Genomic DNA, 17583 nt, shown 5'->3' on the forward strand with positions numbered 1-17583 from the left:
AAGCCGCGATCGCGGAGCGCACCGCCCATGAACGTCCAGCGGGCCGCAGTCGCGCGCGGTACCACCCGTGAGCGTTCACCGGGTCACCCGCCGTACGACGGCGCCGCTACCGCCGCACCACACCCCACCGCCCCGGCGCCCAACCCCCAAGACCAGCGGCCCGTACAGATCACACCTCACCGTGCGGAGGATTCTGTACCGCCGCACCACACCCCACCGCCCCGGCGCCCAACCCCCAAGACCAGCGGCCCGTACAGATCACACCTCACCGTGCGGAGGATTCTGTACCGCCGCAGCGCACCCCACCGCCCCGGCGCCCAACCCCCGTGACGGCGGCTGGTACAGGTCACATTCCGCCGTGCGGGGGTTTCGGGGGCCGCCGCATCCGGTGGGGGCGCGCTGGGTGGGGCCGGTGCGTTGGGTGGGGGAAGCGGGATCAGGATTTGGCTGTGGGGCGGGTGGGGTCGGTGATCCAGTTGGACCAGGAGCCTACGTAGAGGGCGGCGTGGACGCCCGCGAGTTCCATTGCCAGCACTTCGTGGGCGGCGGTCACCCCTGAGCCGCAGTAGGCCCCGACCGGGACCTCCGGCAGGGCGCCGAAGGAGATGAACCGCTCCCTGAGGAACTCGGCCGGGTGGAAACGCCCGGCGGGGTCGACGTTCTCCATCGTGGGCGCGCTGACGGCTCCGGGAATGTGCCCGGCCACCGGGTCGATCGGCTCGACCTCGCCCCGGTAACGCTCGGCGCCCCGCGCGTCGAGCAGCACGCCTTCCTGGGCGAGGGCGCCCGCCTGCGCGGCGTCCAGGACCGGCATCCCGCCCGGGCGGGCGGTGAAGTCGCCCGGCTCGGTGACCGGCTCCTCCTTGGACACCGGGTGCCCTTCGTCGGCCCACCTGCGGTAGCCGCCGTCGAGCACGCGCACGTCCGGATGCCCGAAGTAGCGCAGCGTCCACCAGGCACGGGCGGCGGCCGTGGAGTCGGCCTCGTCGTAGACCACGACCGGCCGGGATCCGGACACGCCGAGCCGGCGCATCGCTTCCTGGAACGCGCCGGCGTCGGGCAGCGGATGCCGGCCTCCCTCTCCGGGCGGTGCGGCGAGGTCGCGGTCCAGGTCGCAGAACACCGCACCGGGGAGATGACCCTCCCGGTAGGACTCGGGGTCGGCTGCCATCCGCCGCCAACGGACATCGAGGATCGTGGCGTCGCCAAGGTCACCGGGATTGATCAACGGGCTCATCGGAATTCCGGGGCGGACGCCCTGCGCTCTCCGCCTTGGGAGGCAGCCCCTTCCCTCCTTCGTCTTCGAATAGTGGCCAGTGTTCGCCTGCCGGAGTCAACCACGCTCCGCGCCACGGACACCAGTTGATGCGCGTGTTGTCTATGGCACCCCTATGGCCGGGCGCCCGCGACGCCGGATGGTGCCGCCGCGCGGCTCCGTCCCTGATCCGCCCGTTGGAGAGGCCCTCAGCGAGGCGCGCTCCCCCAACGGTCGGGCCGGCCGGCGCGGCGCCCGGCCGGTTCGCGACGGGTCAGCTCGCCGAGCGGGCGGTCGCCTCGGAGAGGGCCTTGGCGAAGGCGAGGACGTTGCTCACGGCTTCGGGCCCGTCGGCGGCCTCGCTGACGCGCAGCGACAGATCGTCGGCGGTGATCGCGCCGGTGTAGCCGTGGTCGGCTTCGCAGTTCTCGTCTCCGCACGTGGCGGGCTCGAGGTCGACGTGAGAGATGGCGCCCCAGCCGATGGTGAGCGTCACTTCGGTCGGCGGAACCCCGGGCACGTACGCCGCGGGGTCGGGGACCACCCGGGTGACCGCGACGGACTGGACGCGGCTCAGGCGCACCGCCTCGGTGGTCGTGGACGCGTGTGAGGTGGGCATGCCGTCGGCGGGCGGGTGCTCGTCGGTGTGGCAAACCAGCAGCCTGGTGGGTGAGAGGACCACCACGGTGACGTGCCTGCGCACCTCCATCGCCGGGTCGAAAGTGGCCTCATGGTGGACGACGTACGCCGTCACCTGCTCCTTGCCCAGCGCGGATTCCGCCGCGTCGGCCACGAGATCGGGGTAGTAGCCGCTGCGTTCGATAGCCTCGCGCAAACCAGCGGCCGAGACTCGGGTTTCCCTCATGGGTCCATCCTGCCCTGTCTCGGCACGCTGTTTCACCTCATAGCCGCCCGCCTTGGGCGCACGCGCGCGGGAGGGAGGGGACGAAGGGCGCGGCACGCCGGACGATCCGTCCCTGGGACCACTCGGGATGCCTGCGGTCGCACCCACCCCAGGTGTTTTTACGCTTCTGGCGAGCACGCTCCTGATCGTCCAGGGATGAGATGTCCGCCTGAAGCACCTCGGGACTCCGCCGCCCGGCCTCCCGGCAAGGGGGCGGGCTCCCGGCAAGGGGGCGGGCTCCCGGCAAGGGGGCGGGCTCCCGGCAAGGGGGCGGGCCCTCAGCGCAGGCGCCTCGGGCCTCTGTCGGGGCGGGGGCCGACGGTGTCGCGGATCAGGGCCCTCGCCCCGAGGACGCTGACCCCGGACTCTCCGACCAGGATCGGGTCGAGGTCCAGCCGCGCCACCCCGGAAAGCTCGTCGGCCAGCCGTCCCACCCGGATGAGCAGATCCTCCAGCGCCTCCACCGCCACGGGCGGGTACCCGTACTCGCCGAACAGCAGGGGCGCGGTACGGACGGAGCGCACCAGCGCGGCGGCATCCTCGGCGGTCAGCGGCGCGAGGCGGAAGGCCTCGTCGCCGAGCAGCCGGGCGGTGATCTCCCCGAGCCCGAACGACACCACGGCGCCGAAGTCGGGGTCGTCCACGAACCGGACCACCGTCGGCACCGCCGGCTGCGGAGCCATCCGCTGCACCGACAGCGTCACCTCCGGTCCGAGCCGCGCCGCCAGGTCCTCGTAGGCGCGGCGCACGCCGTCGGGGTCGGACAGGCCGAGCCGCACCGTGCCCGCCCGGTGGGACACCTCAGGGTCGGCCGCCCGCACGACCGCGGGCCGGCCGAGCTTCTCGGCGGCGGCGACGGCCTCGTCAGGCGAGGCCACCGGCTCCGACGCCCACACCTCGAGCCCGTAACACGCGAGCAGTTCGGTGGCGTCCACCTCGATCTCCCCGCCAGACGGCGGCACCTCCCAGGTGTCCCGCTCCTCTCCGGCGGCCGAGCCGGTCTCCGCGGGACCCGGTTCCACCGGCTCCACCGGGTGCCGCCCCGCCTCCGCGGACGCGAGCATCCTTTCCACGACGGCCCTCGCCGCCGTGGTGTCCACACCCTCGATCTCCGGCGGCGTGCCGTGCGGGGTCCGGCGCCAGCGAGCGTGCCGTACCACGTGGGCGAGGGCCCGTACGGCCTCCTCCGCGGCCGCGTAGGAGGGGATCGCCCCCTTGCCGGGATCGCCGCCCTGGCCGGGGACGCGCAGCTCCGGCGGCATGCCGAGGTGTCCCTCGAAGGTGGCGAGGACGGGCTTGCCGGTCTCCCGCGCCACCCGCACGAGCTCGGCCGCGACCTCGGCGGCGTTGCCCGGCACCGGCGGCATGTAGATCGCGACGACGGCGTCCACCTCGCAGTCCATGGCCGCCAGCGCCTCGCGGTACTCCCGGGCTCCGGCGCGGGCGCCGAGGTTGGCGGGCGGGCACGGCTCCAGCCCCGCCGCCACGCAGGCGTCCACCGCGAGCAGCGCCATGGCGTCGGAGTTGCTGACGACGCCGACCCTCGGCCCGGCGGGGAGCGGCTGGTAGGCCAGCAGCTGGGCCACGTCGAAGAGCTGGGCGAGGTCGTCCACACGGATCACCCCGGCCTGCTCGAACAGCGCGGTGAGCGCGGTGTCCGGCAGTCCGAGCACCGGTGCGGCGTGCCCGACGGGCACCCCCTGGGTGGCGCCGCCGCTCTTGACGACGACGATGGGCTTCTTGCGGGAGGTGCGCCGGGCCAGCCGGGCGAACTTGCGCGGGTTTCCGAGCGACTCGAGATAGAGCAGGATCACGTCGGTCGCCGGGTCCTCCTCCCAGTACTGCAGGAGGTCGTTGCCGGACACGTCGGCCCGGTTGCCGGCGGACACGAACGTCGAGATGCCCATGCCCCGCTGTGCGACCCGCTGGAGCAGCGCGGTGCCGAGCGCGCCGGACTGGCTGAAGAACCCCACCCGTCCCCGTCCGGGCAGCCGGGCGGCCAGGGTGGCGTTCAGGCGGACCGCCGGGTCGGTGTTGGCGATGCCGAGGCAGTTGGGCCCGACCACCCGCAGCCCGTACGCGCGGGCGATGCGCACCAGTTCGTCCTGGCGGGCCCGCCCTTCGAGCCCGGTCTCCCCGAAACCGGACGAGACGACCACCAGGCCCTTGACACCCTTCTCCGCGCACTCCTTGACCACGTCGAGCACGGCGTCGGCCGGCACGGCGACCACGGCCAGGTCCACGTCCCCGTCGATGGCCGAGACGCTCTTGTACGCGCGGACGCCGGCGACCGCGCGCACCTCGCGGTGGACCGGGTACACCGGCCCGTTGAAGTCGGCTCCGAGGAGGTTGCGCAGCACGGTCTGGCCGATGCCGCCCGCCTCGCGTCCCGCGCCGACCACGACCACCGAGGCCGGGGTGAGGAGCCTTTCGATCGAACGCGCCTCGGCCCGGTGCTCGCGCGCCATCGTGACCTCGCGCGAGGTCTCGGTGGTCGCGAGGTCCAAGGTCATCCGTACGACGCCGTCCTCGAACTGGCTCTGCGCGGTGTACCCGGCGTTGCGGAAGAACGCCATCATGCGGGTGTTGGACGGCAGCACGTCGGCGATGAAGCGCTTGATCCCGCGTTCCCGCGCCGCCGCGCGCAGATGCTCCATGAGCACCGATGCCACACCCCGGCCCTGGTGCGCGTCCTCGACGAGAAACGCCACCTCGGCGCTGTCCTGCTGCTCCAGGCGGTCGAAGCGGACGACCGCCAGCATCTCGGTGCCGAGCGTCGCGATCAGCGCCACCCGGTTCACGTAGTCGACCGTGGTGAACCGGGCCACCTCGCGGTCCGACAGTCGGGGACGCGGGCCGAAGAAGCGGAAGTAGATCGACTGGTCGGACAGCCGGGAGTAGAAGCCGCGGAGGATGTCGGCGTCCTCCGGCCGGATGGGGCGCAGGTGCGCGGTGCCCCCGTCGGCGAGGACGACGTCGGCCTCCCAATGGGCGGGGTAGTGAAGTTCCACATTGATGAGGGTAAGCGGCTTTCTGTCTGATTCGTTGGGCAACGCTTGTGCATCGACTGTGCACGGGTGTCCGCTCTATGCCCCACGCCCCGGCTTGAAGCTGTTAGGTTTTCTGTCAGCAGCCTCCTGTAGTGCCAGCAAGGTGGTGACATCATGACGCGGGTTGTCGTGGTGGGCGATCTGATGACCGATGCGGTCGCACGCGCCCGCTACCCTCTCGCCAGGGCGAGCGACACTCCGGCCGTCGTCACCATGCATGGTGGCGGCTCCGGGGCGAACATCGCTTCCTGGCTTGCCGTCGAGGGTGCGGAGGTGGCCTTCGTCGGCCGCCGAGGCGCCGACATCACAGGTCGTAACCGTGACATGGAGCTCATGGGATACGGCGTGGACGCCCGCCTGGTCATGGATCCCGAGCGACCTACGGGCACCTGTGTGGTCCTGGTGACCCACAAGGGCGAGCGCACTCTGCTCTCCGACCCGGGAGCCAACGCCGCCCTCTCCCCCGAAGACCTGCCGCGCGACCTGTTCTCCCAGGGCGGGCACCTGCACGTCTCCGGATACACCCTGCTCAACGAGGGCTCGCGTGACGCCGGGCTGGCCGCGATCGATCACGCGCGCCGCGCCGGCATGTCCATCTCGGTCGACTGCGCCTCGGCGGCGCCGCTGGAGCGCACCGGCGCCGAGCCGTTCCTCGAGTGGACCGGCAGCGCCAAGCTGCTGTTCGCCAACGACGCGCAGGCCAAGGTGCTCACCGGGCGTGACGACCCGGCCTCCGCCGCCAAGGTGCTCACGGCCTGGTTCCCGCAGGTCGTGATCAAGCTGGGCGCCGAAGGGGCCCTGTGGTACACCAACAACCGGCCCGAGCCCGTCCGCGCCCCGGCCGACCACATCGAGCGGAGCGTCGACGGCACCGGCGCGGGTGACGCCTTCACGGCGGGCTTCCTGCAGCCGTGGCTGGAGGGCAAGCAGCCGGCCGACGCGCTCGCCGCGGGCAACGCCCTGGCCGCCAAGGCCATCAGCAACCTGGGCGCCCGCCCCCGCCTCTGACCCCGCCGCACATACACGCGCCACGGAGCCTCTAGCCGCGCCGCCCGGACGTTCATCGGGACCTCCAGCCCTGCCCGTATACGGATGCCGGCCGGGGCCGACCACCAATGTGCGCGCGACAGCCAGCACCTCGTCATCTGGCCCCGGGGCTCTGCATGTGCTCAGGGGGCGGCGGGTCGTCAGTTCGTGGTGGCGAGGGCTAGGGGGAGGACGGCGGGGGCGCCGGCCTGGCGGAGCAGGGACGCGGCCATGGTCATGGTCCAGCCGGTGTCGATGCGGTCGTCCACCAGCAGCACCGGCCCCGCGGAGACGTCGGCGGCGGGCGGCGCCAGGGTGGCCCGCAGGGCGCGCACCCGCTGGGCGCTGTTGTACTGGCGGCCGGGAGGGCCGTGCAGGTAGCCCAGGGAACCGAGATGGGCCAGCCTGCCGATGGCGGCCAGCCGCTCCCCCAGCGTCGAGATCAGCACCGGCCGGGTCGCGGAGGGCATTGTGACCACCGACACCGGACGCTCGGCCCAGCGCCATGAGCTCAGCACCTTGACCACCGCGTCGAACACCTCGTCGGGCACCGGACCGTCGGGGGCATCCTCGGCCAGCAGCCGCCGCAGGGTGTTCCCCCAGCCGATGTCGGTGAGCCGGCCGAGGGCACGCCCCGGCTCCGCCGCCACCTCGGGGCGGATGCGGCCGGACAGGCCCAGCTCCTTAAGGCCCGTGGGCCACTGCCGCCGAGGCTCGACGTCGACTCCGGGCCGATGGAGCCGTTCCCGGGCGCTCTGGACGGCGCCGGCCGCGATCTCCACGGAGCGGTGCGCCCCCGTGCAGTTGTCGCAGCGCCCGCAGGGACGGGCGGTGTCGTCGTCGAGGTGCCGCCTGAGGAACTCCTCACGGCATTCGGTGGTGGCGATGTAGCCGAGCATGGCCCGCTGCTCGGCCGCGCGCTCAGCGGCGACCCGCGCGTACCTCTCGGTGTCGTACGCCCATGGCCGCCCGGTGGCCTGCCAGCCGCCCTTGACCCGCTTGGCGGCACCGTCCACGTCGAGGACCTTGAGCATCGTCTCGAGCCGGTTGCGGCTCAGATCGACCCGCGTCTCCAGCGCCGCCGTGGACATCGTGCCCTCCTCGGCCAGGGTGTCGAGCGTGGCGCGCACGATCGGCTCGGGCGGGAACGCGAGCGAGGCGAAATAGGCCCAGATATCGCGATCTTCCGGCCCGGGGAGCAGGATCACCTCCGCACGCTCGACTCCACGGCCCGCCCGGCCGACCTGCTGGTAGTACGCCACCGGCGACGCGGGGGCTCCGACGTGGATGACGAAGCCGAGGTCGGGCTTGTCGAACCCCATGCCGAGGGCCGACGTGGCGACGAGGGCTTTCAGCCGGTTGGCGAGGAGGGCCTGCTCGGCGGCGAGCCGGTCGGCGGGGTCGGTCTGCCCGGAGTACGCGGCGACCTCGTGCCCCTGGTCACGAAGGTAGGCGGCGATCTCCTGGGTGGCGGCGACGGTGAGCGTGTAGATGATGCCGGAGCCCGGCAGCTCGCGCAGCGTCTGGGCGAGCCAGCCGAGCCGCTGCTCGGCCGTCCCCAGCCGGACGACGCCGAGGTGAAGGCTGTCCCTCTCGAGCGGGCCACGCAGCACCAGCGTGGCCCCGGCCCCCTCGGCGGCGGACGACGCCGTCTCACCGGCAACGGCTGCTCCCTGCGGAGAGGAGGGCGCGGCGTCGCCAGGCCCGCCCCCTTCCAGGGCGGAGGACGCGATGTCGCCGGCACCGGCGTGCTCGACGGCGCCGGGGGCTCCGGCCCCCAGTTGCTCGGCGATGTCGCGGGTGACCCTGGCGTTGGCGGTGGCCGTGGTGGCGAGCACGGGCACGCCCGGCGGCAGGTCGGCCAGCAGGGTGCGCAGCCGCCGGTAGTCGGGGCGGAAGTCGTGCCCCCAGTCGGAGATGCAGTGGGCCTCGTCCACGACGACGAGGCCCGCGCCGGCCGCGAGCTTCGGCAGGACCAGGTCGCGGAAGTCGGGGTTGTTGAGCCGCTCGGGGCTGACCAGCAGCACGTCGACCTCGCCGTGCTCGACCTCGGTGTGGATGAGGTCCCACTCGTCGACGTTGGCGGAGTTGATCGTGGCGGCGTGGACGCCCGCGCGCTCGGCCGCGGCGATCTGGTTGCGCATGAGTGCCAGCAGCGGCGAGACGATGACGGTGGGGCCCGCGCCCCGCGCGCGCAGCAGGGCGGTGGCGATGAAGTAGACCGCCGACTTGCCCCAGCCGGTGCGCTGGACGACCAGCGCGCGCCGCCGGTCGACGACCAGCGCCCGGATGGCGGACCACTGGTCGTCCCGGAGCCTGGCTTGCTCACCCGCCAGGGCTCGCAATTTGCCCTCGGCTTCGGCCCGCAGACCGCTCTCGTCAACCATGCATCCTTGGTACCAGGTCCCGGTGACGTTTTCGGCCGTCAGCGGCCATGCTGTGGACGACGAGCGACCGTCCACAGCTCCGGGATCCCGCGAAGCGCCCTTCCGGCGCAGCCGTAGGCCCCTCGCCCCTGCGCGGCCGAAGGCGAGATGCCCGCCGCATGCGGGGCAAAAGCCCTTCGAGTCGCGGAGCACCTCTCACCTTCGGCACAATGTTCGATATGGCCCGACGGACTACCACACCCCCGCAAGACGAGGACTTCGAGGAGCGGATCGTCGACGTCGACGTTTCGACCGAGATGCGCACCAGCTTCCTGGAGTACGCCTACTCCGTGATCTACCAGCGCGCCCTCCCTGACGCGCGCGACGGACTGAAGCCGGTCCAGCGCCGCATCCTCTACTCGATGAGCGAGATGGGCCTGCGGCCCGACCGGGGGCACGTGAAGTCCTCACGCGTCGTCGGCGACGTGATGGGCAAGCTCCACCCACACGGCGACACCGCGATCTACGACGCGCTCGTGCGCATGGCGCAGCCGTTCTCGATGCGGCTGCCGCTGGTCGACGGTCACGGCAACTTCGGGTCGCCCGACGACCTGCCGGCGGCGATGCGCTACACCGAGGCGCGCCTGGCTCCGGCGGCCATGCTCATGGTGCAGTCGATCGACGAGGAGACCGTCGACTTCAAGCCCAACTACGACGGGCAGGAGACCGAGCCGACCGTCCTGCCGAGCGCGTTCCCCAACCTGCTGGTGAACGGCGCCGCGGGCATCGCGGTCGGCATGGCGACCAACATGGCGCCGCACAACCTGGTCGAGGTCATCGCCGCCGCCCGTCATCTGATCAAGAACCCGAACGCCTCTCTCGACGAGCTGATGCGGTTCGTGCCGGGCCCCGACCTGCCGACCGGCGGTTCGATCATCGGCCTGTCCGGGGTCAGGGACGCCTACGAGACCGGCCGCGGCACCTTCCGCATGCGCGCCAAGGCGACCATCGAGCAGGTCACCCCCCGGCGCAAGGGCATCATCGTCACCGAGCTGCCCTTCAACGTCGGCCCCGAGCGGGTCATCACCAAGATCAAGGAGCTGGTGACCTCGAAGAGGCTCTCCGGCATCTCCGACCTGAAGGATCTCACCGACCGGCACAAGGGCCTGCGCCTGGTCATCGAGATCAAGAACGGCTTCGTCCCGGAGGCCGTGCTCGCCGAGCTCTATCGCCTGACGCCGATGGAGGAGACCTTCGGCATCAACAACGTGGCGCTGGTCGACGGTCAGCCCCGCACTCTCGGGCTGAAGGAGCTCCTCCAGGTCTACGTCGACCACCGCATCGAGGTGGTGCGCCGCCGCTCCACCTACCGGCGGCGCAAGCGCGAAGACCGCCTGCACCTGGTCGACGGCCTCATCGTCGCCCTGCTCAACATCGACGAGGTCATCCAGGTCATCCGCTCCTCGGAGGACTCCGCCGAGGCCCGCACGCGGCTCATGCAGATCTTCGAGCTGTCGGAGATCCAGGCCAACTACATCCTGGACACGCCGCTGCGCCGCCTGACCAGGTACGACAAGCTGGAGCTCGACCGCGAGCGGCAGACCCTGCAGGACGAGATCGCCGAGCTGAGCGCGATCCTGGCATCGGAGGACCGGCTGCGCCGGGTCGTCTCCGCCGAGCTCGCCGAGGTCTCCAAGACCTACGGCACGCCGCGCCGCACCGTCCTGCTGGAGGGCGGCGTGGTCACGACTCCGGGGGCGATCCCGCTGGAGGTCGCCGACGACCCCTGCCTGGTGCTGCTCTCCTCGACCGGCCTGCTGGCCCGCACGGGCGACGCCTCGCCGCTGGGGGCGGGCGACGAGCGCTCGGCCCACGACGTGCTGGTCTCGGTCGTACGGTCGACCGTACGGGGCGAGGTCGGGGTGGTGACCTCCGCCGGCCGCCTGATCAGGGTCTCGGTCGTCGACCTGCCGACGTTGCCGCCCTCGGCCAGCCCGCCGTCCCTGTCGGGAGGTCACCCGGTCAGCGAGTACGTCACGCTGAACGCCGGGGAGTCCGTCGTCGGCCTCGGCTCCCTCGACCCCGAAGGGCCGGGGCTCGCCCTCGGCACCGCTCAGGGCATGGTGAAGCGGGTCGTGCCCGAGTACCCGGCGAACCGCAACGACTTCGAGGTCATCGGCCTCAAGCCCGGCGACAGCGTGGTCGGCGCCGTGGAGCTGTCGTCGGAGGACCATGACCTGGTGTTCATCGCCTCCGACGCGCAACTCCTGCGCTACTCCGCCTCGTCCGTACGGCCGCAGGGGCGCCCGGCCGGCGGCATGTCGGGCATCCGGCTCGACGGCGGCGCGAAGGTGATCTGGTTCGGCGCCGTCGACCCGGCCTGCGAGGCGCGGGTCGTGACCATCGCCGGGTCGGCCACCGCGCTACCGGGCACCGAGGCGGGCGGCGCCAAGGTGTCCGACTACGCCGAGTACCCGCCCAAGGGCCGGGCGACGGGCGGCGTGCGGGCGCAGCGCTTCCTCAAGGGTGAGGACCTGCTGATCCTCGCCTGGGCGGGCCCGGCCCCGATCAAGGCCGTGTCCTCGACCGGCAAGCCCGTCGAATTGCCCGCCGAACTCGGCCGCCGCGACGGCTCGGGCGTCCGTCTGGACGCTCCCGTCGCCGCGGTGGGCGGGGCACTCGGCAGCGCCGGTGATTCCTCGGAGCCCGCCGGCGACCCCCCGGCCACCGACGATGAGGCCGGGGAGGCCTGATCTGGGGTGGCCGAGAGCGTCCTTCCAGCCACCTCAGGTGAATCACCGCCCAGCGGGTCAGGTCAGCATTTACTCGCACCGTCAAAATTGCGAGGTCCCCTGGGGACCTGATGCTTGATGGTCTGCCCTGGCGCCACGGTGCGGCAGGAGCCGTCCTTCCCGAACGCCCAGACGATCTTGAGGTTCATGCGGTAACCGCAATCGTTCCGGGCATAGCCCGTCTTGTGGATACTGCCCGTCTTCTGCCAGACCGCGACGCAGCGCGGAGCGTTTCCCAGGGGCCTCGCTGCCGACCCGGCTGAGATCAGCGAGGTCGCGGGCACCTGCGCCGCGTTGTCCGTGCTCGTCACGGCTGCGCAGGCGGGTGCCTGCATCAGTGACAGGGCGGTGATGGCCGCCGCGACGGGAGCGAGCGCCGCAACGGAAGCGTGGTGAGGTATGCGCATCAGCACACCCTTTCTCTCTTCTGAGCCCAACGACGACCGGGGAAGCGTAAGCGGGCCCTGAAAGCCGTCTCGCAAAACGCACGGAAGACCTTCTGAATCCGTCATGGCTTCTCTCACCGAAAGAGCCTGACAGAAGTCATGGGCAGAGTTGTAAACCCATCCGTCTGAGCGCAAACTCCCTGGTTGAGGTCGTACAGGCATGCAGTCATCGTTTCGATGAAGGGGCGTCCATGGCGCTGAGAATTCATTTCACGGGTGAGGACTTGGCGCGAACATGGATCGCGTCGGAGCCGGATGCGATGTGGGAGACGATGCTCAGCCTGTACCGGCTGCGACGCCGGGAGCAGACGGTGGTCTTCAGCGAATGGAAGAAGACCGCGCTGGCGCGGATACCAGCGGGCACGCGGTTGCTGACCACGCTGGCCCCGGCGCGAGGCTACGCCGCCGACTTCCTCACTCCGCGGGCGGAGTCGGGCTCGGTGGCGGCGGGCATCGAGGCCCTGCGCCGTACCACAGGCGAGCGATTGCGCATGGATATGACCGAACTGGCCTGGCGGCACCCGGGCAAGCGGCTACCCCAGTGGGCCGGGCAACTGGCGGTGGGCCGCCCAGAGGCGCTGGGCGCCGTCGTCACCGCAGTCGACGCCTACTTCCACGCCTGCCTTTCTCCGCACTGGTCGCACATCCATGCGCAGGTCGATCAGGAGCGCACGCGCCGCGCCCGCCTGCTGTCCAAGGGCGGCTGGCAGGCGGTGCTCTCCGCACTGCACCCGTCGGCCAGGTGGAGCTTCCCCACGCTCGAGCTGTCCTATCCGGCCGAGCATGACATCCACCTGCGCGGCCGGGGCCTGGTGCTGCAGCCGTCGTTCTTCTGCCGGCAGACCCCCATCACGTTGCGCGACCCCGGCCTGCCCCCGATCCTGGTCTACCCGATAGAACACGACCTCGCCTGGGCACACGGCCCGGCTCCTGACCGATATCCGACGCTGAGGAGCCTGCTCGGCACCACCCGAGCCCACGTCCTGGAAACCCTCGGGCAGGGCGATTGCACCACCACCGAACTCGCCCGGCGGCTGAACATCCCGCGCTCCACCGCCAGCCGGCAACTCACCACGCTGCGCGAGGCCGGCCTGGTGAACAGCCATCCTCTCGGCCAAGCCGTGCTGCACACCATCACCGACCTTGGCGTCGCGCTCCTCAACGGCCGCCGGTCTGGTCTTATCGCCTGATCTAGCGGGCTGCTCTAGTCGGCGTCGCAGAGGCAGAAGGGGTGGCCCGCCGGGTCGAGGAAGACGGTGAAGCCGCCCTCCTTCTCGCCCGGCTGGTAGGGGTGCTTGACGGCGCCCAGCGCCAGCACCTGGGCCTCGGCCTTGGCGCGGTCGTCCACCGTCAGGTCGAGGTGGAACTGCTGCGGACGCTCGGAGGTGGGCCACTCGGGCGGCTGGTAGTCGTCCGCCTGCTGGAAAGACAGCCGCATCGGGCCGCCGTCGCCGATGCTCACCCAGCCGTCGTCCTCGTAGAGGACCTCCCAGCCGACGATGGAAGAGTAGAACCCGGCCAGGGCCTTGGGGTCGGGACAGTCGAGCACGACGGCCCGCATCCGCGCGATCTCGCCCATTGTCACTCCTCTGCTCACATCCGTGCGGCAACACCACCGAGAACCTTACAGTGGTGCCGCCGGCCCGGAATCCGCCGTGTACGAACCGGCCGGCTCCGTGAAGCACGGCCTCTCCGCCGCCTACCCGAGCGGGGCGCTCCAAACCGGCCGGCTCCCCGGGGGACAATGGCACCATGGCCGTCACCTCGTTCATGGTGCCGCTCGGCACCCTCGCTCCCGACTTCGATCTCCCGTCCGTCGACGGGCGCCGTGTGTCGCTCGCCGACCTCGAGAGCACGCCGGCGACCCTGGTGATCTTCCTGTCCAACCACTGCCCGTATGTGCGCCGCATCGAGCAGGGCATCGGCGCGCTGGCCGCCGACCACAGCGACCGGATGGCCACCGTCGCCATCTGCAGCAACGACGTCGTGAACTACCCCGATGACGGCGCCGCCCACCTGGCCCGCCAGGCCGAGCGCGCGGGCTTCGAGTTCCCCTACCTCATCGACGAGTCGCAGGACGTGGCCCGCGCCTACAACGCGGCCTGCACGCCCGACTTCTTCCTCTACGACGCCGACCGGCGCCTGGCCTACCGAGGCGAGTTCGACGACGCCCGCCCGTCGAATCAGGTGCCGGTGACCGGCTCCTCGCTGCGCCGCGCGATCGACGCCGTGCTCACCGGGCGGCCGGTGCCGGGACCGCAGAACCCCAGCCTGGGGTGCGGCATCAAATGGAAGCCGGGCACCGACTAGACCCGCTCCACGGGCACAGGACAGGGCGGGAGGGGTCAGCGAGTGTGGCCCGCGGAGGGCACCGTGTCGCCTCGCGCGGCCGACGGAATGGCGGTCAGCAACTCCCAGGGCTCGCCGTCATGCCAGAAGTCGATGAGCTTGGCGACGCCCTTCCCCGGCTCGAAGTCGCCGTACCCGTAGGGCCCGAAGCAGCCGGCCTCCTCCAGGGCGATGATCAGCGGGTCGTCGTCCGGGAGGGTCGCCACGTAGGCGGCGGCGTCCAGGAGCGCGAGCGCGCAGCGCGCGTTCCAGCCGCCGTCTCGGCGCTGGACCCGGTCGAGCCTCCACCTGGCCCGCGCGCGTAGATAGCCGGCGAGCGAATCGGTCGTCCCCACCACGAAGCCTCTCCACGATCTTTCACTTAGAGTGGAAACATCATCACCTAAAGTGACGCGTGATCGTGGGATCTTTGCGAAGCCTCTTCGAGGACACCCCCCGGGGTATTCGCGAAACCGGCATCCGGGAATATTGGCATCATGACGGAAGCCTTCGACGATCTGCTGACCGCCAACGAGGACTTCGCCCGATCCTTCCAGCACTCCAGCCTCAGCGGCCGCGCGAGGCGCGGCCTCGCCGTGGTCACGTGCATGGACTCGCGGATCGACCCCCTCAACCTCCTAGGCCTCAAGGCCGGCGACGCCAAGATCCTGCGTAACGCGGGTGCGCGCGTGACCGACGACGTCCTGCGGACGCTCGTCCTCGCGGTGTACCTTCTCGACGTCGACCGCGTCCTGGTGATGCCGCACACCGACTGCCGAATGGCCAAATCAACCGACGAGGACGTCCACGAGCTGATCAGCCGCCAGTACGGCGTGGACACGCGCAGCCTGGAGTTCCACACCGTCCCCGACCAAGACGCCGCGCTCCGGCGCGACATGATCCGCATCCGCACCTACCCCTACCTGCCGGAACGTCTCGCGGTAGGCGGGGCGGTCTACGACGTGCACACCGGCAAGCTGATGCCCGTCGAGCTCTGACGTCTCCTACGACCCGGAGGGCCGGGGCTTCCTGCTCCCGGCCTTTCCGGTCTCCCGCCCAGCCGGTCGGTTCCGGCCCGTGGGTGCGGCGGGGCCGCCGGCGGGATCAGGCGTCGATGTGGTCGCGGTCGACCTCGGCGGCGCTGCCGACGATGAACTCGCGGCGCGGGGCCACGTCGCTGCCCATGAGGAGCGCGAAGATCTGCTCGGCCTCTTCGACGTCCTCGATGCGGACCCGGCGCAGCGTGCGGTGGCGCGGCTCCATGGTCGTCTCCGCGAGCTGATCGGCGTCCATCTCACCGAGACCCTTGTAGCGCTGGATCGGGTCCTTCCAGCGCTTCCCCCGGCGCTCCAGGTCGCGCAGGACCCGGTGCAGCTCGGCGTCGGAGTAGGTGTAGATGTACTTCTCCTTGCCCTTGCCCGGGTTGATGACCTCGATGCGGTGCAAGGGAGGCACGGCCGCGAACACGCGCCCCGCCTCGACCATCGGCTTCATGTAGCGGTGGAACAGCGTCAGCAGCAGGCAGCGGATGTGCGCGCCGTCGACGTCGGCGTCGGCCATCAAGATGACCTTGCCGTAACGCGCGGCGTCGATGTCGAAGCCCCGGCCCGAACCGGCGCCGATCACCTGGATGATCGCGGCGCACTCGGCGTTCTTGAGCATGTCGGCGACCGAGGCCTTCTGCACGTTCAGGATCTTGCCGCGGATCGGCAGCAGGGCCTGGAACTCCGAGTCACGAGCCGCGCGGGCCGTGCCGAGGGCCGAGTCGCCCTCGACGATGAACAGCTCGCTGCGGTCGACGTCGTCGCTGCGGCAGTCGACCAGCTTGGCGGGCAGCGCGGAGTTCTCCAGGGCGCTCTTGCGGCGCTGGTTGTCGCGGTGCTCGCGAGCCGCGATGCGGGCCTTGGCCGCCGCGACGATCTTCTCAAGGGCGGCGCGGAGCTGGAGCTTGTGGGCGCGCTTGGTGCTGGCGAACAGCTCCTTCAGCTCGCGCGTGACCACGTGGGAGACGATGCGGCTCGCGGCGGAGGTGCCGAGGACCTCCTTGGTCTGCCCCTCGAACTGCGGCTCGGGCACCCGCACGGTGACGACGGCGGTGAGGCCCTCGAGGATGTCCTCCTTGGTCACCGGGTCGTCGCCGTTCTTGAGCAGGCGGGTCTCCCTGAGCTGCTCGTTGATCGTGCGGTGCAGGGCGCGCTCGAAGCCGCTGACGTGGGTGCCGCCCTTGGGCGTGGCGATGACGTTCACGAAGGAACGCACGGTCGTCTCGTAGCCCTTGCCCCAGCGGACCGCGACGTCCACGGTGAGCTCGCGCTCGACGTCGGTGGAGGTCATGTGGCCCTGCTCGTCGAGCACGGGCACGGTCTCGTGGAAGTGGCCGACGCCCTGCAGCCGCATGACGTCGCAGACGGCCTCGTCGCGGGCCAGGAACTCGGTGAACTCGGAGATGCCGCCGTCGAAGCGGAACTCCTCCTCCGCGGGCTCCTCGTCCCGGCTGTCGCGGACCGAGATCGTGAGCCCGGGGACCAGGAAGGCGGTCTGCCGGGCGCGGACGTGGATCTCGTCGAGCGAGACCTCGGCCTCGGGCAGGAAGATCTGCTTGTCGACCCACCAGCGCACCCGCGTGCCGGTGGCCTTCCGCCCGAGGGCGCCGCCGTCGCGCAGGCCGGACTTCTTCTTGAACTTGGCGCCCGGCCCCTCGCCGTCGAAGACGCCGGGGACGCCGCGCCGGAAGCTGATCTCGTGGACCCGCCCGCCGCGGTCGACCTCGACGTCGAGGCGGGCCGACAGGGCGTTCACCACGGAGGCGCCGACGCCGTGCAGGCCGCCGGAGGCCCCGTAGGAGCCGCCGCCGAACTTGCCGCCGGCGTGAAGCTTGGTGTAGACGAGCTCGACGCCCGCGAGGCCGCTCTTGGGCTCGACGTCGACGGGGATGCCGCGGCCGTCGTCGCGGACCTCGATGGACCCGTCGGGGAACAGCTCGACCTCGATGCGCTTGCAGAAGCCGGCCAGAGCCTCATCGACGGCGTTGTCCACGATCTCCCAGAGGCAGTGCATGAGACCGCGGCTGTCAGTGGACCCGATGTACATTCCGGGGCGCTTACGGACGGCCTCCAGGCCCTCCAGCACCGACAGATGACGGGCCGTGTAGCCCGTCTCCGTGCTGACTGCGGTCACTCCCACTCCCACCGAGCATCGAACATGTGTGCGTAGCCTACCGTTTCTTGATGTTCTGGCGCGCCTAAGCGTGCCATCAACAGGGGTACCTGCGTCATCCAGTGGTCGATTCACGTCACTTAACGACACATTCTGCTCTGGGCGTATCCGTAACGCGATTGGGAACGTCTGCGTCGGGTTAGATGTTGAGCCAAGTGACTGACGCCAAATCCCCACGTCAGTGGGGTGACCCGAAAGGC

The 17583-nt window shown here is 71.1% G+C and carries 13 protein-coding genes; 5 read left to right on the forward strand and 8 right to left on the reverse strand.

Annotated features, from left to right (window positions below; genetic code table 11):
• Positions 1 to 436 precede the first annotated feature (436 nt).
• From MYF83_RS03930 to MYF83_RS03940, 3 genes are all read right to left on the reverse strand, one after another.
• A complete protein-coding gene (locus MYF83_RS03930; RefSeq protein ID WP_248958765.1) occupies positions 437 to 1237 on the reverse strand; it encodes a sulfurtransferase in 801 nt (266 codons plus the stop codon).
• A gap of 292 nt (positions 1238 to 1529) precedes the next feature.
• Entirely contained in the window at positions 1530 to 2120 is a 591-nt protein-coding gene (locus MYF83_RS03935; protein WP_248958766.1) for a DUF5998 family protein, read from the reverse strand.
• Positions 2121 to 2437: 317 nt separating this feature from the next.
• Positions 2438 to 5170 (reverse strand): bifunctional acetate--CoA ligase family protein/GNAT family N-acetyltransferase, encoded by a 2733-nt coding sequence (locus tag MYF83_RS03940; protein WP_248958767.1) that lies wholly within the window; start codon positions 5168 to 5170, stop codon positions 2438 to 2440.
• A 153-nt stretch (positions 5171 to 5323) separates the two neighbouring features.
• On the opposite strand from MYF83_RS03940, the gene MYF83_RS03945 reads away from it, so the two are divergent.
• Positions 5324 to 6217, forward strand: a complete 894-nt coding sequence (locus MYF83_RS03945; RefSeq protein ID WP_248958768.1) for a carbohydrate kinase family protein — start codon at positions 5324 to 5326, stop codon at positions 6215 to 6217.
• Between the two features lie 179 nt (positions 6218 to 6396).
• Here MYF83_RS03945 and MYF83_RS03950 read toward each other — a convergent pair whose 3' ends face one another.
• The gene (locus tag MYF83_RS03950) at positions 6397 to 8622 is read right to left on the reverse strand and encodes a RecQ family ATP-dependent DNA helicase (RefSeq protein ID WP_248958769.1); all 2226 of its coding nucleotides are present in this window, start codon (positions 8620 to 8622) and stop codon (positions 6397 to 6399) included.
• A 218-nt stretch (positions 8623 to 8840) separates the two neighbouring features.
• Between MYF83_RS03950 and MYF83_RS03955 the strand changes: the two genes are divergently transcribed.
• Positions 8841 to 11354, forward strand: a complete 2514-nt coding sequence (locus tag MYF83_RS03955) for a DNA gyrase/topoisomerase IV subunit A (RefSeq protein WP_248958770.1) — start codon at positions 8841 to 8843, stop codon at positions 11352 to 11354.
• A gap of 62 nt (positions 11355 to 11416) precedes the next feature.
• Here the strand turns inward: MYF83_RS03955 and MYF83_RS03960 are convergent, their stop codons facing one another.
• Entirely contained in the window at positions 11417 to 11800 is a 384-nt protein-coding gene (locus MYF83_RS03960) for an alpha-amylase inhibitor (RefSeq protein WP_248958771.1), read from the reverse strand.
• A 263-nt stretch (positions 11801 to 12063) separates the two neighbouring features.
• Here MYF83_RS03960 and MYF83_RS03965 point away from each other — a divergent pair, with 263 nt between their 5' ends.
• On the forward strand, positions 12064 to 13029 hold the full coding sequence (locus MYF83_RS03965; protein WP_248958772.1) for an ArsR/SmtB family transcription factor: 966 nt from the start codon (positions 12064 to 12066) through the stop codon (positions 13027 to 13029).
• Between the two features lie 14 nt (positions 13030 to 13043).
• Here MYF83_RS03965 and MYF83_RS03970 read toward each other — a convergent pair whose 3' ends face one another.
• Positions 13044 to 13418 (reverse strand): VOC family protein, encoded by a 375-nt coding sequence (locus MYF83_RS03970; protein WP_248958773.1) that lies wholly within the window; start codon positions 13416 to 13418, stop codon positions 13044 to 13046.
• A gap of 173 nt (positions 13419 to 13591) precedes the next feature.
• Between MYF83_RS03970 and MYF83_RS03975 the strand changes: the two genes are divergently transcribed.
• Entirely contained in the window at positions 13592 to 14149 is a 558-nt protein-coding gene (locus MYF83_RS03975) for a thioredoxin family protein (protein ID WP_248958774.1), read from the forward strand.
• Positions 14150 to 14184: 35 nt separating this feature from the next.
• Here the strand turns inward: MYF83_RS03975 and MYF83_RS03980 are convergent, their stop codons facing one another.
• Positions 14185 to 14523 carry a hypothetical protein gene (locus tag MYF83_RS03980; RefSeq protein ID WP_248958775.1) on the reverse strand — a complete coding sequence of 113 codons (339 nt, stop codon included), beginning with the start codon at positions 14521 to 14523 and terminating at the stop codon, positions 14185 to 14187.
• Between the two features lie 141 nt (positions 14524 to 14664).
• Between MYF83_RS03980 and MYF83_RS03985 the strand changes: the two genes are divergently transcribed.
• Positions 14665 to 15165 (forward strand): beta-class carbonic anhydrase, encoded by a 501-nt coding sequence (locus MYF83_RS03985; RefSeq protein WP_248958776.1) that lies wholly within the window; start codon positions 14665 to 14667, stop codon positions 15163 to 15165.
• 106 nt (positions 15166 to 15271) lie between these two features.
• On the opposite strand, the gene MYF83_RS03990 is transcribed toward MYF83_RS03985, so the two are convergent.
• Positions 15272 to 17344, reverse strand: coding sequence for a DNA gyrase/topoisomerase IV subunit B (locus MYF83_RS03990; RefSeq protein ID WP_248958777.1), 2073 nt, complete (start codon positions 17342 to 17344; stop codon positions 15272 to 15274).
• Between the last annotated feature and the right edge of the window lie 239 nt (positions 17345 to 17583).

Source organism: Sphaerisporangium perillae, from assembly GCF_023276435.1.
Classification (GTDB): domain Bacteria; phylum Actinomycetota; class Actinomycetes; order Streptosporangiales; family Streptosporangiaceae; genus Sphaerisporangium; species Sphaerisporangium perillae.

Bases quoted from the DNA above. Each gene is read 5' to 3' on its own strand.
- MYF83_RS03960 (WP_248958771.1), bottom strand. From the start codon at position 11,800: ATGCGCATACCTCACCACGCTTCCGTTGCGGCGCTCGCTCCCGTCGCG.
- MYF83_RS03950 (WP_248958769.1), bottom strand. From the start codon at position 8,622: ATGGTTGACGAGAGCGGTCTGCGGGCCGAAGCCGAGGGCAAATTGCGA.
- MYF83_RS03975 (WP_248958774.1), top strand. From the start codon at position 13,592: ATGGCCGTCACCTCGTTCATGGTGCCGCTCGGCACCCTCGCTCCCGAC.
- MYF83_RS03945 (WP_248958768.1), top strand. From the start codon at position 5,324: ATGACGCGGGTTGTCGTGGTGGGCGATCTGATGACCGATGCGGTCGCA.
- MYF83_RS03985 (WP_248958776.1), top strand. From the start codon at position 14,665: ATGACGGAAGCCTTCGACGATCTGCTGACCGCCAACGAGGACTTCGCC.
- MYF83_RS03935 (WP_248958766.1), bottom strand. From the start codon at position 2,120: ATGAGGGAAACCCGAGTCTCGGCCGCTGGTTTGCGCGAGGCTATCGAA.
- MYF83_RS03930 (WP_248958765.1), bottom strand. From the start codon at position 1,237: ATGAGCCCGTTGATCAATCCCGGTGACCTTGGCGACGCCACGATCCTC.
- MYF83_RS03970 (WP_248958773.1), bottom strand. From the start codon at position 13,418: ATGGGCGAGATCGCGCGGATGCGGGCCGTCGTGCTCGACTGTCCCGAC.
- MYF83_RS03955 (WP_248958770.1), top strand. From the start codon at position 8,841: ATGGCCCGACGGACTACCACACCCCCGCAAGACGAGGACTTCGAGGAG.